Raw genomic sequence first — 14601 nt, forward strand, 5'->3', positions numbered from 1 at the left:
ATCACTTCATACTATACCACTCTTGATGTATTCCATAGTATTTTATAATATATGGCGCCAAGCCGTCGATTTAATGCCAGTGGTTGATGTGCAGACTTTTTCAAATTTATACAATTGATGTATAATATAATCTAGTAAACGTACTGTCTATCTTTAAAGGAATTCCCTTAATGGGTTTTCTCTTAGAGCAGTATCTTAATAATCAATTCGTATATATTCAATGATGAAAGAGAGTGGAATATAATGGGTCGTAAGTGGAATAACATTAAAGAAAAAAAAGCGTCAAAAGATGCAAATACAAGTCGGATTTATGCTAAGTTCGGACGGGAAATATATGTAGTGGCGAAACAAGGTGAACCAGATCCAGAATCCAATCAGGCATTAAGGGTCGTACTTGAGCGTGCGAAAACCTACAATGTTCCGAGAGCGATCATTGACCGTGCGATTGAAAAGGCAAAAGGCGGTTCGGAAGAAAGCTATGACGAACTTCGTTATGAAGGATTCGGTCCAAATGGTTCAATGGTCATCGTGGATGCATTGACAAATAACGTGAACCGGACGGCATCTGATGTACGTGCCGCGTTTGGGAAAAATGGCGGGAATATGGGTGTCAGCGGATCTGTTGCTTATATGTTCGACGCAACGGCTGTGATCGGGATTGAAGGTAAAACGGCTGATGATGTACTTGAACTGCTCATGGAAGCGGATGTTGATGTACGTGACATCATTGAAGAAGAAGAATCGGTCATCGTTTATGCTGAACCTGAACAATTCCATGCTGTGCAACAAGCATTCAAGGATGCAGGAATCACCGATTTTACAGTGGCAGAGCTGACGATGCTTGCACAAAATGACCTTACCCTGCCAGAAGATGCACAAGCACAATTCGAAAAAATGATTGATGCATTGGAAGATTTGGAAGATGTTCAACAAGTTTATCATAATGTAGATCTTGGAGAATGAAGAAACAAGCAGACCTTTGCTGTATGATCAAAGGCCTGCATATTTTGTTTGGATGCAAAAGAGCCTGTTCCGAATGACGAAACAGGCTCTTTCTTTTGATTATTCATTTATGGTGATTCTGGAAAGTTCACGGTCTTTCTTTACCTTTTCCAATTCCGAAATAGTGACAAGTTGATAGCCTTTGTCATGCAGTTGTTTGATGATTTTTCCTGCAGCCTGGGCGCTAGCTTGATAGATATCATGCATTAATATGATACTGCCATCTTTGGCTTTACTCATCACTTTGTTCACGATTTTCTTTTCATCGCGTTCTTTCCAATCTTCGGGATCGACATCCCAGAGTATGACTTTCATATCCTCCATGTATTCACGCGCATTATCGTTAATCGCTCCATATGGGGGACGGACGAGATTTGGCCCAGCACCTGTAGCTTTTTCTACAGCGTCTTGGGTTTTTTCGATTTGGTCTTTGATTTTGTTCTTGCTTAAGCGCGTCAGCTGCGGATGGTCCCATGAATGGTTGCCGATCTCATTTCCTTGCTGCAGCATTTTTTGCAGAACTTCCGGATAGTGCTGTACGCGGCTTCCAAGCACGAAAAAGGTCGCGTGTCCATCATACTTGTTCAGGTCTTCAAGAATGGACATGGTATGACTTGGATGCGGCCCATCATCGAACGTCAAGGCAATGACCTTTTGTGTTGGGTCAATCCATTCCTTTTGCTCGGGCAGTTGGGCGACGATATGTTTCGGCTGCCATTCCTTTACACGATCCTCATTCAAATCTTCACTTTGATATGAATCTAGCAAACTATCTTTAAAAAGTTCCTTCTTGATGGCTATTGTATGGGTCTTAGTTGAATCATCAGTCTTAATGTAGAATACAAGCGTATTTTTCAAGACTGAGAAAGAATTGAAGTTGGCCGCTTTCAGTTTGTTTTCCTTTTTAATAAGACTCTTTGAAATGCCTTCTTCTTCCTTCTGCGTTAACTCTTCAAAAACAATATCGGATAAAACGGATAAATAATCAGTATCCGTGGCAAAGATGTCTTTTATGGAGAGCTTTTGCTGAGATGGAACATCATAAGTGAAGATCCGGGATTCAGACTCCTTCTTTCCTTCCACTTGTTCATATTTATCGAAGGAAATCGTAATGGTCTGCTTGCTGAAATGGAGGATCGTATATGTGAGGTTTAGCTCGGATGCTTTTCCGTCGGATGCTTTCCATTTCTTTTCATAATTCTTAATTTCTTTCTTTATGTAAGCTTCTAGTTGCTTGTCGATATTTTCTATATGCAGAACGGGTCTGCTGGCTGAATACCCGCCTTTCGTATTATCTTTCACATACGTTTGAATATCAGCTTCTGGGTAATTTTTATCGTTTGTATAGGCCGAAACGGTTCGTTTCTTATCAAAAGCAAGACTTTTGATGGCTAACCCCATCGTTCCCACTGCAGCTGTTAGACAAAATAGAAAAATAAAGACTTTTTTATAATTTAGTTTCCTCATGATGCATTCCACCTCGATAATCATTCTACTATATAGACGCGCCAAAAGCCTTAAAAGTTTGTAAATATTTTCATTTTTTTATATAAAGATATTTCCTTGATCAAATTCAAACTTTTATGGCTGCACGAACGTCTATCCTTTGTACCTAGGATACGTAATTTAAATGTAAGGAGCTCTATCATGCAATGAAAAATCTAGATATGAATCAATTAATAACGAACCGGATAACCGAACGGCAAGAAAATTTGTACAGACTTGCTTTTTACTATGTCAAAAATCAAGAGGATGCGCTTGATATCGTGCAGGAATCGATCAGGAAAGCGCTGGCCTCCAGCAGCAAAGTAAAAGACGCTGCTTCTATAGATAGTTGGTTATATAAGATCATCGTCCGAACGGCACTTGATGTTTTGCGAAAGAAAAAGAAGCTGACAGTCGCCGATGACGAAACAATAGAGTACTTACGCAGCGGTGAGGAAGATCACTACGCTGACCTGGATTTGCAAAAGGCCCTTGAAGGACTTTCGGTCAAGTATAAAACGGTAGTCGTCCTTCGTTTCTTTGAGGACCTGAAGTTGGAAGAGATAGCGGAAGTGCTGGAAGAGAACGTAAGCACGATTAAAACAAGATTATATAAAGCGCTGCAACTATTACGGATCAACATGACTGAACGGGAGGAAACGAAAAGATGGAAAAAAAATTAAAAGATCTTCGCGAAGAGTATCTTAAAACACCGATCCCAAAAGAATTGAAAGATGTCGTTCAAGCCGCCTTGAATGAAAGGCCAAGGAAGAAGCCAAGGGTTGGCAGGAATATCCTGGTGTCAGCAGCTGCAGCGCTTCTGATTGTGACAGCTTCCGTAAACATAAGTCCGGCAGTGGCGAAAGCCATGAGTGATATTCCAATAGTCGATAAGGTCATCGACGTGATCACCTTCGTCGAATGGAAAGAAGAAGCGAATAATTCCTCGGCAGTAATCAAAACACCTGCTATATCCGGTCTGGAGAATAAACAGCTGGAAAATAGCTTGAATGATAAATACTTATCGGAAAGCAAGCAGCTCTATAAGGAATTCTCGGATTCCATGTCAAAACTTAAGGAAGGGGAAAAGGGTAATATCTCGGTGGAAAGCGGGTATGAGATATTGACGGATAATGAAACGATCTTATCCGTACGGCGTTATACGGATAAGATCCAGGCTTCCAGTTCTACAGAAAGTCAATTCGATACAGTCGACAAGAAAAACGAAGTGCTATTAACGCTAAATAGCTTATTTAAAGATGATCGCTATCTCCAGGTGATCAGCGAGAACATCAAGGAACAGATGAAGCGGCAGATGGCTGAAGATCCGGAAAAGATATATTGGGTCGAAGATGATGATTTTACTGCTTTTAAAGGCATAGATGGAAACCAAAACTTTTATATAAACGAAGATGGCAAGCTAGTCATCGCCTTTAACAGCTATGAAGCTGCCCCGGGATATATGGGGGCCGTCGAGTTCATCATCCCGACAAAGGTGCTAACAGATCTTCTTGTGGGCAATCAATATATCCATTAAAACGAATGTATTTGTAAGGTGCTTTAATCATTCTTATGACGGGCGGGATGGTTTTAAAACGGGGACCCCACAATGCCCATAAAAAAGGACGAACCAACGTTACTTGATTACAGTAACCTTGGTTCGTCCCTTTTTTCATCGAATTTCATCTGATCCAGTTCCAGCCTCATTTTTTCCGTCTCCATAAGAAAGTTTGCATGTTTAAGTTTTTCAAGTTCCAATTCATCTTTGAGCATATTGTGTTTGGTTTTTGACTGTTTTTCGAAATGGGTAGTCAGTATGCCGAGTATAGGGATGGAAAAAATCATCACGACGGTTATGATACCGAGCATTATTGTGCCTCCTCATTTTTGTGTTATTTCTATTATACGGTGTCCATAACGGTTTTGGTTGGGGTTTTGCGTTTTCCTTTTTGACTTTCATTTAATTGGTAAATGGTTACTAATGAGGTATTAAACGTAATATCATTCGTGAAGTTAGGGCAATATATCATTGATGGTGCTTCCTATTGAATGGTGTTTTTTTCCGGAGGATTCGCAGTGTTACTTGCATGGTGAAAAGCCATTATTATTTACTTTGAAATTAATTATTTAAATATACTAAATATTTGTTTACAATAGAGAAAATAAAATGTTATTATACAATAATAAAAGGAGGACTGGGTATGGCAACGATAAATAAACAGAAAATTGTGGATAGTGTACCTCAAAAAGGCTTTTTTGGAAACCCCAAAGGACTATTCACCCTTTTCTTTACTGAGTTCTGGGAGCGTTTCTCCTATTATGGCATGAAGGCCATTCTTGTTTACTATATGTATTATGAAGTTTCTAAAGGGGGACTAGGTCTTGATGAAACCACAGCCCTTGCCCTTGTATCCATTTACGGATCTTTAGTTTATATGTCCGGTATAATAGGTGGCTGGTTTGCCGATAGGATTTTTGGGACTTCCAAAGCTGTATTTTACGGTGGTATCTTGATTATGCTCGGGCATATTGTCCTTGCTGTACCAGGCAGTCTCTCCATGTTCTTTGTTTCAATGGTTCTTATTGTACTGGGTACTGGTCTTTTAAAACCAAATGTCTCCAGCATCGTTGGGGAAATATACGCAGAAAATGACGAGCGCCGGGATTCCGGTTTCAGTATATTCTATATGGGTATCAACATGGGTGCATTCCTTTCACCGTTTGTTGTCGGTACAGTCGGAATGGACTACAGCTTCCATCTTGGTTTTGGACTTGCAGCAATTGGTATGTTGATTGGACTCATCGTCTTTGTTGCAACAAAGAAAAAGAACCTGGGCCTGGCTGGAACCCTTCCTGCTAACCCATTATCACAAGGTGAAAAGAAAAAAGTATTCACTAAATTTGGAATAGCTGCATTGATCATAGCTGCCATCATTGGCATCACTGCTTCTGCAGGCATCTTAACGATTGAAACCTTCATTAATCTTGTAGGTATCCTTGGGATCGTTATTCCGACCCTTTATTTCATTTTCATGTATCGCAGCCCGAAAACGACTTCTGTTGAACGTTCACGCTTGATTGCCTATATTCCTTTGTTTATAGCAGCTGTCATGTTCTGGGCGATTCAAGAGCAAGGTGCAACAATATTAGCAAGCTATGCAGACAAACGGACACAGTTGAATTTTGCTGGAATAGAAATAAACCCGGCATGGTTCCAATCATTGAATCCTTTGTTCATCATTACCCTTGCACCAGTATTCGCATGGTTATGGATTAAACTAGGAAAGCGCCAGCCGACAATTCCTCAAAAATTCTCAATAGGTTTATTGTTCGCTGGTTTATCATTCTTGGTTATCCTGCTTCCTGTTTATTTCGGTGGATCCGACGCATTAGTCAATCCACTATGGCTTGTACTTAGCTATTTCCTTGTAGTACTTGGAGAGCTTTGCTTATCGCCAGTTGGACTTTCTGCCACTACTAAATTGGCTCCAGCTGCATTCTCGGCACAAACGATGAGCCTGTGGTTCCTGGCAAGTGCAGCAGCACAAGCACTGAACGCACAAATCGTTAGATTCTACACACCTCAAACTGAAATGGCTTATTTTGGAGTGATCGGTGTTGCTTCAATCGTCCTTGGACTGGCCCTGATGGCCTTATCACCAAAGATTCAAGGTTACATGAAAGGCATTCGCTAACACTTAGCAAGCAATAAAAGAAAGATGACCTCCAAATTAAAAAGGGGTCATCTTTTTTTCATTTTTTGTACCTCTAGCAACTTCCTGAATGGGTGCTTGATCGATTTCTATTTGAGGTTATGATTCAAACCTTTAACTTTTCTTTTAATAGGATCCACAGTGAACACTAAGACGAAAAACAAAATAATCTTGGGAATGGGCCCGATATCGATGATAAAAAAAATACAATATCCTAAAATGAAATAAATCGAAAATAGAATACCTAAGTACAATCTATTTTTCATTTAACCCTCTCCTTAGCTGAGTGTCCATCCCAATTCTAAACAAAATGGCATTGCCTGGCATTTTTAACATTAACAGCTGACATTAGTAATCCATAATAAACTAAGTTTCAACTTGATAGATTCCAAAAGAGAGCAGTGGAATTTCAGAAATGATACGGTTGCCATAAAGAAATAAGCTAATATGAAAAAAAGAGCATCCTGTATAGGATTGCTCTTTTTTTCGGTTGTAAGAACCTTTTCCTTTTTTGTTTTTAATAATACGGGTGGAGGGGGCAAACGCCCAACGCATTCGGCTATTTGTCATTTCACCAATGGTTTTTTTATTGGTTGTAATCATTTTAGTCATTGTATATATTCCTGTTTTCATAGATTATCCGAACTAAATGGACTAGCTTTGCACACCTTTGTTTTTACTCGCAATTATTGAAGCCACAATTGCAAAGGGAAGTAAAAAGAAAGCAAGTATTCCATATCCAGCTCCTTCAAACCCTCTGATGTTCACAAAACCAATGTAAAACAAAATAATTGACGCTATAACGGTTAATATGCCTGGTAAAAGCCTTACAAATAAAGATAAATGTAATTTCCTAAACCACCACGCCAAAAGTATTACTAACATCCCAGGGACACAAGCAACCAGGAGGGGAAATCCCAACATCATTTTGTAACCTCCTTAAAAACATTATGTAAAGAATACCATAATTAGCAAATTTTTTCTTTTTTATTTAAGGAGTGAAAAAGACAGCAGGAGGTCACCTTCTTGGATGTATGAGGGAGGAAAACAAAAAAGATAAACGTAAAGGTGAGGTAAATTAAATTCTTAATATTTGTGTACAAACAAAGTTCACTTACATTAGTGATCGGCCTTTTTCTTATCAAGATCTCCAAATAGCCAACTAAAAAGTAAAATAAATGCTACGAAATAGGATGCATATCCTAAATTCCCTGACCACTTTATCGGTTGGCCACTGAAGTATTGCAGACCAGAGTTAGCAAGAAACATGAGTATGATACCCACTATAGAACTTATGAAAAATCTTTTCTTTGTTATCGCCATACTGCAAATCCACTCCTTTGCTTATCCAGTTTACAATAAATATCCAATCATTTACATCAAGGATTATTAAAATTAGTCCATTAATGGTGCGTAATGAAGAAGCGGATAGGGATGAATGTTATATTTATATCGCACTCGATTTTTAAAAAGACAGGAGGTAAAAATGAAACGTTTACTTGGAATATGCATATCCATGCAAATGACCTTCGTGCTGCTTTTTATCTCGGGGATTACTCCAAAGTTGAATTCCTATGTTGGAGCCAGCATTTATTTGATCATTGGGTTTGCAAGTCTGGTGATCAGCTTATATTTAGCAGGTAAGAAATTTCTCTTGGGCATTTCGTTTATTGCATTCATCTTTTCCTTGCTTATCATTTGTTTCACCATTTTCATTTATTTCTTGCCTGAAGCCGGGATGCCGCCGGAAATCCCTTTGTTTGAATAGGTGACTTCATCCAAAATTCAAGCGAAAAAAAGGGCATCCCATTGAGGGTGCCCTTTTTAGTTCCACATCTTTTTGAATCAGTTTGCTGCTGGGATCAATCCTTTATGAATGGAGACTTCCTGAATGGCACGGTAGACGGTTTCGACCATGAAATCGAGTTCCTTTTCTGACATGGAAAGGATCGGCATCATCGTGATGACTGGACCAAGTTCCCGGATGATCAGGCCATTTTCCCGTGCTGTATGGATGATTCCGGAAACGACATTCTCTTGGAGGGTGAACGTTTCTTTTGTTTGGCGGTCTTTAACGATCTCCACTCCAATCATGAAGCCGCGCTGGCGGATATCGCCGACTATCGGAAGTTCGTATAGCGCTTGCAGTTTTTCGGATAGGTATTTTGATTTTTTCTGGATGTCTTTAATGAGATTGCGGCTTTCCATTAGCTCGATATTCTTCAGGGCCAGTGCACAGGCTAGCTGATTTCCTGTATAGGTGTGGCCGTGATAGAAGGTTTTATGTTCTTCCCGTTCTCCCAAGAAGGATTGAAAGATCTGCTCGTTCATGATGGTTGCTGCGAGTGGCATATATCCCCCAGTGATCCCTTTGCCCATACACATGATATCAGGAACAACATCTTCCTGTTCGCAGGCAAACATCGTTCCGGTTCGACCGAATCCAACGGCCACCTCATCACAAATTAGGAGGATGTTGTACTTTCTGCATAATTGTTCGACTTCTTTCAAAAAGCCTTCCGGATGGGTTATGATGCCTGCCGCGCCCTGCACAAGCGGTTCGATGATCAATCCTGCAATTTCCTCTGATTGTTCTTGCAGTAACTTCTCCAGTTCCTTCAAGCAATGGTTTTTCACTGCTTCTGGATCTCCATACTCAGTCATGTGATAGGCATATGGTGAAGGGGCGGAAATCCGTTGAAATAAGAGTGGCTTAAAGATTCTATGGAATAGATCCATTCCGCCAACACTCACGGCACCGACAGTATCGCCATGGTATGCTTCGTCAAGGGAGACGAATTTGTTTTTATTCCGATGCTTGACGGGATCGATGTTCTGCCAATATTGATAAGCGACTTTAAGGGCGATTTCCACAGCAGCAGATCCCGTGTCAGAGTAGAAGACTTTCGATAAATGACCAGGAGTGATCTCTGCAAGTTTTTTTGCCAGTAAGATCGATGGTACATTTGCAGATCCCAGCAGTGTGGAGTGCGCGACCTTATTCACTTGTTCAATAAGGGCGCCGTTTAATTCCGGCTCGTTATGCCCGTGCACATTCACCCATAATGAAGCATAGCCGTCCAAATAGCGTTTGCCATCCACATCAATCAAGTAGCTGCCTTCCCCGCGCTCGATGATCAGCGGTTTACTTTCCCGATACGTTTTCATTTGTGTGAACGGATGCCATACATATTCCTTATCCCATTGCTCTAAATCCTGACTGTTCATGCTTGGAACACCTCTTTCAGTTGTTGGGTATAATCTTGATCATCAAGTAAATCAAGGATGCAGATCCTCAAGTCTTTTCTAACATCCGCCAGTGTTGGGATGCAGGCGAGGCCATTCAGCCCTGTCAGCTTTTCAATGGTTTCGATATTGTCTTTATGAATCCGATCCTCTGACCGGTAATGGTTATACAAAATGGTTTTCACGCATATATCATGGATTTGGGCATACGAATGCGTCGTCACGACATTATGAATCGCGCCTAAACCACTTGTAGATACGAATACGACAGGCATGCCGCAATCTCTTATGAAATCCGTCGTCATATAGAAACCGTCGGATCGTTCAATGAGCGGGACAGCCAATCCGCCAGCACCCTCGACTAATACGATGTCATACATTTCCTCAAGTTCATGAACCCTTTCCACGACTTTCTTCTCATCAATTTGCTTTCCGGTCAATTTAATCGCCAAATGTGGGGAGGTTTCAGGTTCCAGTGTGTAAAACCCTGATTCCTTTACACCGAGTTCCTGCTCAAACCAAGATATGTCCGGGTATGTATTGTTTTCCTCGTTGATTCCAGTTTGAAATGGTTTGAATATCGTGACGCTTTTTCCCAATGTTTGAAGAGACAGATAGAGTGCGCTCGTGACGATGGTCTTTCCAATATCCGTGCCAGTTCCGGTTATAAAGTAGGCTTGGCCCATGGATGATTCAGCTCCTTCACGTTTATATATCTTGCAATGCGCGGACGTACTTGTTGAATGATGACAGCACATATAATGCACAGCAGTAGATCACCGGGGACAGGTAATAAGAAGCCGTAAAGAATCGTTTGGTTGATTGAAAGCGGCGTTTCCACAATCCACTTCATTGCACCATAAAGCCAGATGCAGCCGAAGAAGTACACAGTCAGTAAAGAGGCGGCATTAGCAAAGAATATGGAACGAATCGTGGTGAGGGAAAACCGGTTGATCAGCCATCCATTTACATAGGCTCCCAGTATATATCCGAGCAAATAGCCGAAAGTGGGTTTGAATATATAGCCGAATCCCCCGCCTTCAGCAAACACGGGCACCCCGATAAGTCCGATCAAGACGTAGCATAGCTGACTGAGCAATCCAAGACGGGGGCCCAATAATGCGCCTGCCAAATAGACTGCCAGAATTTGAAGTGTGAATGGTATGTAAGGGATAGGTATTTTAATAAAGGCGCCAATTGCGGTTAACGCGGTAAAAAGGGCCACATAAGAAATCGTCCTTGCTTTCAAGGTTTTCACCTCCTTTTTTAGAAATGATAGGCGAAATGCTCACTATTAGTTTGCCTGATTCCCATTTTATATGTCAACTAATTTATTATTTAGTTAACATATAAAAACCATACGTACACAGGTTTTAATGGACAGACTAGTAAAATATTGAAAAAAGACCATTGAATAATATTTTGTTTGTATGTTATTATTCTATCGATATGTTAACTTAAAATATTATAGGTTAACAAATTAAAGGTTCTATTTTCGGGAGAACTATTTAGATCACTTATTGGCATGTTTCCAGGCATTGTTGATCTTTCGGCGCTCATTATGGTTGGTGTTGCACGTTCGACCCGCGGGGAACTTCCGAACATTTTGGTTTGAAGGGAAAGATAGATATCGAAATGGGGCCATTCTGCTGAAAACCGGAACGAGCCAAGCTGCTTTCCTAGGAAGTACATAAGCCACGGAATCCATGCACCAGCGATTCATCACACTTTAATGGCAACACATCAGGAACAACAGATGTGATTTAGCGAGTGCAAAAATTATCCAATCCGTTCCAAGGGTCAGGTAATTAATCGAGTCAGTTTTATGAGAAGGAATTTAAAAGATTGTAAAGAAAAGAGGGATAAGGTTTGGATACATTAGTAAGGGATTGGAAGATGTTAGCGGAGAACGTAATTAAAGGATATAAAGTGACGGAGGAAGAAGCATTATCCATCGTGCAAGCTCCGGACGGCGATGTTTTGGAAATTTTGAATGCAGCCTATCTCATACGCAAGCATCATTATGGGAATAAGGTTAAATTGAATATGATCATCAATACGAAATCAGGATTATGTCCCGAAGATTGTGGCTACTGCTCGCAGTCGATCGTTTCGGAAGCCCCAATCGATAAATATGCCTGGCTGACTAAAGAAAAGATTGTCGAGGGAGCACAAGAATCCATTCGTCGTAAAGCGGGTACATATTGCATTGTTGCCTCTGGCCGTCGGCCGACTAGCAGGGAAATTGATCATGTCATTGAAGCGGTAAAAGAAATCCGCGAAACGACGGATCTTAAAATCTGCTGCTGTTTAGGTTTCCTGAATGAGGAACATGCCGGCAAACTAGCGGAAGCAGGCGTTCATCGCTACAATCACAACTTGAATACATCACAGGAAAACTACAGCAATATTACATCGACACATACATATGAGGACCGGGTAGATACAGTCGAAACTGTTAAAGATGCCGGAATGTCTCCATGTTCAGGTGCCATTTTCGGTATGGGGGAATCAGAGGCCGAAGCGGTGGAAATCGCTCTATCCTTACGCAGCCTTGATGCAGATTCCATTCCTTGTAATTTTCTCAATGCAATTGACGGAACACCGCTTGAGGGAACTTCCGAGTTGACCCCCAATAAATGCTTGAAATTGATTTCAATGATGAGATTCGTTAACCCGAGTAAAGAAATCCGTCTGGCCGGCGGTCGTGAGGTCAATCTCCGTTCCATGCAGCCCATGGCACTTTATGCAGCCAATTCCATCTTTGTCGGCGATTATTTAACGACAGCTGGTCAAGAACCCACGGCGGATTGGGGAATCATCGAAGACCTGGGATTTGAAATTGAAGAATGTGCTCTTTGATAAAGAAGGTTATAAAACTTTCATTTTTTGAGGAAAACTATATGGATTTGAAAAAAACACCCTTAGGGTGTTTTTTTCAGTTTGTGACAAAAGGGAGCGGATTTCTGAAAACAGCTGGAATATTTTTTGAGGGTTTGTAAAATTTGAACGCTGATTTACTCTCCAGGCACTCGCTTTCCGCGGGCGGTCCGGGAGCCTCCTCGGCGCTCTTTGCGCCTGTGGGGTCTCCCTTGACACGCTTTTCCCGCAGGAGTCTCGTACCTTCCGTTCCAATCAACTGGAATGTTTTGAAAAAAACTGTAGGCAACCCGCTTTCTTCGACTTTGTCTAAAAACAAGACTAGATTATCCTTAATGATTTTTACTGTAATCCTGACAAAATTGAAGAAATTTGCGACACTCTTGCCGAATAACTGGCTTGCCGAGTCCCTGCAGGCGCTTGCTTTGATGTGGCTTGGCAGACAGTCGGCGGAAAGGGAGCGGATATCTGAAATCAACTGGAATTTATAAAGGAAAAAACTGCAGTCAAATTCGATTTCTTCAATTTGTCTACAGTCAGGGTGTTTTTTTATTAAGCTGTAGATAGCTAGTGACCAGTCAATCTTTACAAAAATAAAAAAATGATTGATTAGTGAAAATAATTTAAAAAAAATGCTAAATTGTAAGAAGGGGTTTTTTAATGTAATGAAAGACAGTGCAATGAAAATTGTAATTGCTTGAAGATAATAACATTTGCTGCATAGAGTTAAAAGATTATGATATAGGGAAAGGACCAGTATTGGTAATATAAATAATGAGAGGGTATGTTTTTGTGTGATACATATATGGATATTTAGTTTTATTATTTTATTTTTGCTATTTATATTTTATACTATTTTCCCAACGGTGCTTATTCGTGCATGCAGTCTGGGAATAACAAAAAAAATCAATTCGAATAATGGGATGGCGCTAACTTTCGATGATGGCCCAAACCCTGAATATACAATGAAATTACTTGATCTTTTAAAAGATTATGGGATAAAGGCTACGTTTTTTGTTGTTGGCAATAAAGTGAAAAGCAATCCTGAAATTATTAAAAGAATGCATGAAGAGGGACATACTATAGGTATCCATCATTTTCATCATGTTTCAAGTTGGGTTCTTTCTCCAATCCATCTGCGGAGACAGTTGGATATGACGGCAAAGGCAATAAATGAATGTACGAATGAAAAGGTAGTTTTTTATAGACCTCCATGGGGCCATTTCAATATTTTCACCCCACTTTTAAGTAAGAAATATAAGGTGATAATGTGGTCGGACATTTTCGGGGATTGGAAAGTGGAAAAATGCAAAAATAATCTGCTTGATCAACTGCGAACCACTTCAACAGAAGGTTCCATTCTATTGCTTCATGACTGTGGTGAAACCTTGGGAGCGGATAAAGAAGCACCTGGCTACATGATTGAAATGTTAAAAATTTACCTGCAGGAGCATAAGGAAAAGGGAACGCGCTTCATTACTTTAAAAGACTTATAACTAATTCTGGGGGTATTATGAATATAGATACGCTTTTACATTTTATTGATTCGTATGGATACCTGATCATTTTTCTTTTTTTATTCTTTGGCATTGTGGGAGTGCCTGCTCCAGAAGAATCCCTTCTATTTCTGATTGGGGTGTTGGTTGTCCAAGGGAAGCTCTCATTTGGTTTAGCGATGCTGTGTGCAATTCTCGGCGCCTTTATCGGAATGCTTGCAGCTTATGCATGCGGAAAATATGTGGGGTATCCATTTATAAATAAATATGGAAGATTCATTGGAATTACTAGTGAACGCTGGGAGAAAGCAAAGAAAAACTATACGGATAATGCACAAAAAACCTTAGTATTGGGATTTTACATTCCGGGTATAAGACAAATTAGTCCATATTTTGCAGGAATCTCTTCTATACCCTTTCGGAAATACTTCCTATTTTCCCTATTAGGCACTATACTCTGGACTGTCCCTTTTATAGTGGCCGGTTATTATGTGGGGGATGCTTTTAATGTTAATCCCAAATATGTTCCATATTTAGGAATTGTATTTTTGGTGATTTTTGTACTATATGTTACTATCAAATACATTAAAAAGAGAAAACGAATGTCGGAAAATTGAGTCGGCTCCTCGTTATACAGCACAACATTGATTCCCTCTCGGAAGATGGAACTTTTGCTAAACTTGATTTAAAGGAAATTGTTCAAAAATATCGATAATTATATTGTAAGAGGAAGATATCATGGACCTGCTAATACATTTCCCCATTATATATTTTCAGAA

16 protein-coding genes are annotated in these 14601 nt (G+C 40.2%); 9 read left to right on the forward strand and 7 right to left on the reverse strand.

Annotated features, from left to right (window positions below):
* Positions 1-243: 243 nt before the first annotated feature.
* Positions 244-963: a YebC/PmpR family DNA-binding transcriptional regulator gene (locus QUF94_RS04000; protein WP_289314697.1), complete on the forward strand. Its 720-nt coding sequence runs from the start codon at positions 244-246 to the stop codon at positions 961-963.
* Positions 964-1062: 99 nt separating this feature from the next.
* Here the strand turns inward: QUF94_RS04000 and QUF94_RS04005 are convergent, their stop codons facing one another.
* Positions 1063-2469, reverse strand: a complete 1407-nt coding sequence (locus tag QUF94_RS04005; RefSeq protein ID WP_289314698.1) for a polysaccharide deacetylase family protein — start codon at positions 2467-2469, stop codon at positions 1063-1065.
* Positions 2470-2654: 185 nt separating this feature from the next.
* On the opposite strand from QUF94_RS04005, the gene QUF94_RS04010 reads away from it, so the two are divergent.
* Both QUF94_RS04010 and rsiV read left to right on the forward strand, forming a co-directional pair.
* Positions 2655-3170, forward strand: a complete 516-nt coding sequence (locus tag QUF94_RS04010) for an RNA polymerase sigma factor SigV (RefSeq protein WP_289314699.1) — start codon at positions 2655-2657, stop codon at positions 3168-3170.
* The gene (rsiV, locus tag QUF94_RS04015) at positions 3155-4024 is read left to right on the forward strand and encodes an anti-sigma-V factor RsiV (protein WP_289314700.1); all 870 of its coding nucleotides are present in this window, start codon (positions 3155-3157) and stop codon (positions 4022-4024) included. The genes QUF94_RS04010 and rsiV overlap by 16 nt, the downstream gene beginning before the upstream one ends.
* A gap of 107 nt (positions 4025-4131) precedes the next feature.
* Here rsiV and QUF94_RS04020 read toward each other — a convergent pair whose 3' ends face one another.
* On the reverse strand, positions 4132-4356 hold the full coding sequence (locus tag QUF94_RS04020; protein WP_289314701.1) for a hypothetical protein: 225 nt from the start codon (positions 4354-4356) through the stop codon (positions 4132-4134).
* A 332-nt stretch (positions 4357-4688) separates the two neighbouring features.
* On the opposite strand from QUF94_RS04020, the gene QUF94_RS04025 reads away from it, so the two are divergent.
* On the forward strand, positions 4689-6182 hold the full coding sequence (locus QUF94_RS04025; RefSeq protein ID WP_289314702.1) for a peptide MFS transporter: 1494 nt from the start codon (positions 4689-4691) through the stop codon (positions 6180-6182).
* A 384-nt stretch (positions 6183-6566) separates the two neighbouring features.
* On the opposite strand, the gene arfA is transcribed toward QUF94_RS04025, so the two are convergent.
* Both arfA and QUF94_RS04035 read right to left on the reverse strand, forming a co-directional pair.
* Positions 6567-6812, reverse strand: a complete 246-nt coding sequence (arfA, locus tag QUF94_RS04030) for an alternative ribosome rescue factor ArfA (RefSeq protein ID WP_289314703.1) — start codon at positions 6810-6812, stop codon at positions 6567-6569.
* 42 nt (positions 6813-6854) lie between these two features.
* On the reverse strand, positions 6855-7127 hold the full coding sequence (locus QUF94_RS04035; RefSeq protein ID WP_289314704.1) for a YesK family protein: 273 nt from the start codon (positions 7125-7127) through the stop codon (positions 6855-6857).
* Positions 7128-7686: 559 nt separating this feature from the next.
* Here QUF94_RS04035 and QUF94_RS04040 point away from each other — a divergent pair.
* Positions 7687-7968, forward strand: coding sequence for a hypothetical protein (locus QUF94_RS04040; protein WP_289314705.1), 282 nt, complete (start codon positions 7687-7689; stop codon positions 7966-7968).
* Between the two features lie 77 nt (positions 7969-8045).
* Here QUF94_RS04040 and bioA read toward each other — a convergent pair whose 3' ends face one another.
* Genes bioA through QUF94_RS04055 form a run of 3 tightly spaced genes read right to left on the reverse strand, consistent with a single transcriptional unit; the run spans position 8046 to position 10695 of the window.
* On the reverse strand, positions 8046-9428 hold the full coding sequence (bioA, locus tag QUF94_RS04045; RefSeq protein WP_289314706.1) for an adenosylmethionine--8-amino-7-oxononanoate transaminase: 1383 nt from the start codon (positions 9426-9428) through the stop codon (positions 8046-8048).
* Complete coding sequence (gene bioD, locus QUF94_RS04050; protein ID WP_289314707.1) at positions 9425-10132, reverse strand: dethiobiotin synthase; 708 nt, start codon at positions 10130-10132, stop codon at positions 9425-9427. The genes bioA and bioD overlap by 4 nt, the downstream gene beginning before the upstream one ends.
* On the reverse strand, positions 10111-10695 hold the full coding sequence (locus tag QUF94_RS04055) for a biotin transporter BioY (protein WP_289314708.1): 585 nt from the start codon (positions 10693-10695) through the stop codon (positions 10111-10113). Before QUF94_RS04055 ends, bioD begins: the two co-directional genes overlap by 22 nt.
* 647 nt (positions 10696-11342) lie before the next feature.
* Here QUF94_RS04055 and bioB point away from each other — a divergent pair.
* From bioB to QUF94_RS04075, 4 genes are all read left to right on the forward strand, one after another.
* Complete coding sequence (bioB, locus tag QUF94_RS04060) at positions 11343-12308, forward strand: biotin synthase BioB (protein ID WP_289318283.1); 966 nt, start codon at positions 11343-11345, stop codon at positions 12306-12308.
* A 287-nt stretch (positions 12309-12595) separates the two neighbouring features.
* A complete protein-coding gene (locus tag QUF94_RS04065; protein ID WP_289314709.1) occupies positions 12596-12817 on the forward strand; it encodes a hypothetical protein in 222 nt (73 codons plus the stop codon).
* A gap of 375 nt (positions 12818-13192) precedes the next feature.
* Positions 13193-13822 carry a polysaccharide deacetylase family protein gene (locus QUF94_RS04070; protein WP_289314710.1) on the forward strand — a complete coding sequence of 210 codons (630 nt, stop codon included), beginning with the start codon at positions 13193-13195 and terminating at the stop codon, positions 13820-13822.
* A gap of 17 nt (positions 13823-13839) precedes the next feature.
* Positions 13840-14439 carry a DedA family protein gene (locus QUF94_RS04075; RefSeq protein ID WP_289314711.1) on the forward strand — a complete coding sequence of 200 codons (600 nt, stop codon included), beginning with the start codon at positions 13840-13842 and terminating at the stop codon, positions 14437-14439.
* Positions 14440-14601 lie beyond the last annotated feature (162 nt).

It is taken from the genome of Peribacillus sp. NJ4 (genome assembly GCF_030348345.1).
GTDB lineage: Bacteria > Bacillota > Bacilli > Bacillales > DSM-1321 > Peribacillus.

Excerpts from the sequence above, each read along its gene's own strand:
- QUF94_RS04000 (WP_289314697.1), top strand. The coding sequence starts at position 244 with ATGGGTCGTAAGTGGAATAACATTAAAGAAAAAAAAGCGTCAAAAGAT.
- QUF94_RS04005 (WP_289314698.1), bottom strand. The coding sequence starts at position 2,469 with ATGAGGAAACTAAATTATAAAAAAGTCTTTATTTTTCTATTTTGTCTA.
- QUF94_RS04010 (WP_289314699.1), top strand. The coding sequence starts at position 2,655 with ATGAAAAATCTAGATATGAATCAATTAATAACGAACCGGATAACCGAA.
- rsiV (WP_289314700.1), top strand. The coding sequence starts at position 3,155 with ATGGAAAAAAAATTAAAAGATCTTCGCGAAGAGTATCTTAAAACACCG.
- QUF94_RS04020 (WP_289314701.1), bottom strand. The coding sequence starts at position 4,356 with ATGCTCGGTATCATAACCGTCGTGATGATTTTTTCCATCCCTATACTC.
- QUF94_RS04025 (WP_289314702.1), top strand. The coding sequence starts at position 4,689 with ATGGCAACGATAAATAAACAGAAAATTGTGGATAGTGTACCTCAAAAA.
- arfA (WP_289314703.1), bottom strand. The coding sequence starts at position 6,812 with ATGACTAAAATGATTACAACCAATAAAAAAACCATTGGTGAAATGACA.
- QUF94_RS04035 (WP_289314704.1), bottom strand. The coding sequence starts at position 7,127 with ATGATGTTGGGATTTCCCCTCCTGGTTGCTTGTGTCCCTGGGATGTTA.
- QUF94_RS04040 (WP_289314705.1), top strand. The coding sequence starts at position 7,687 with ATGAAACGTTTACTTGGAATATGCATATCCATGCAAATGACCTTCGTG.
- bioA (WP_289314706.1), bottom strand. The coding sequence starts at position 9,428 with ATGAACAGTCAGGATTTAGAGCAATGGGATAAGGAATATGTATGGCAT.
- bioD (WP_289314707.1), bottom strand. The coding sequence starts at position 10,132 with ATGGGCCAAGCCTACTTTATAACCGGAACTGGCACGGATATTGGAAAG.
- bioB (WP_289318283.1), top strand. The coding sequence starts at position 11,343 with ATGTTAGCGGAGAACGTAATTAAAGGATATAAAGTGACGGAGGAAGAA.
- QUF94_RS04075 (WP_289314711.1), top strand. The coding sequence starts at position 13,840 with ATGAATATAGATACGCTTTTACATTTTATTGATTCGTATGGATACCTG.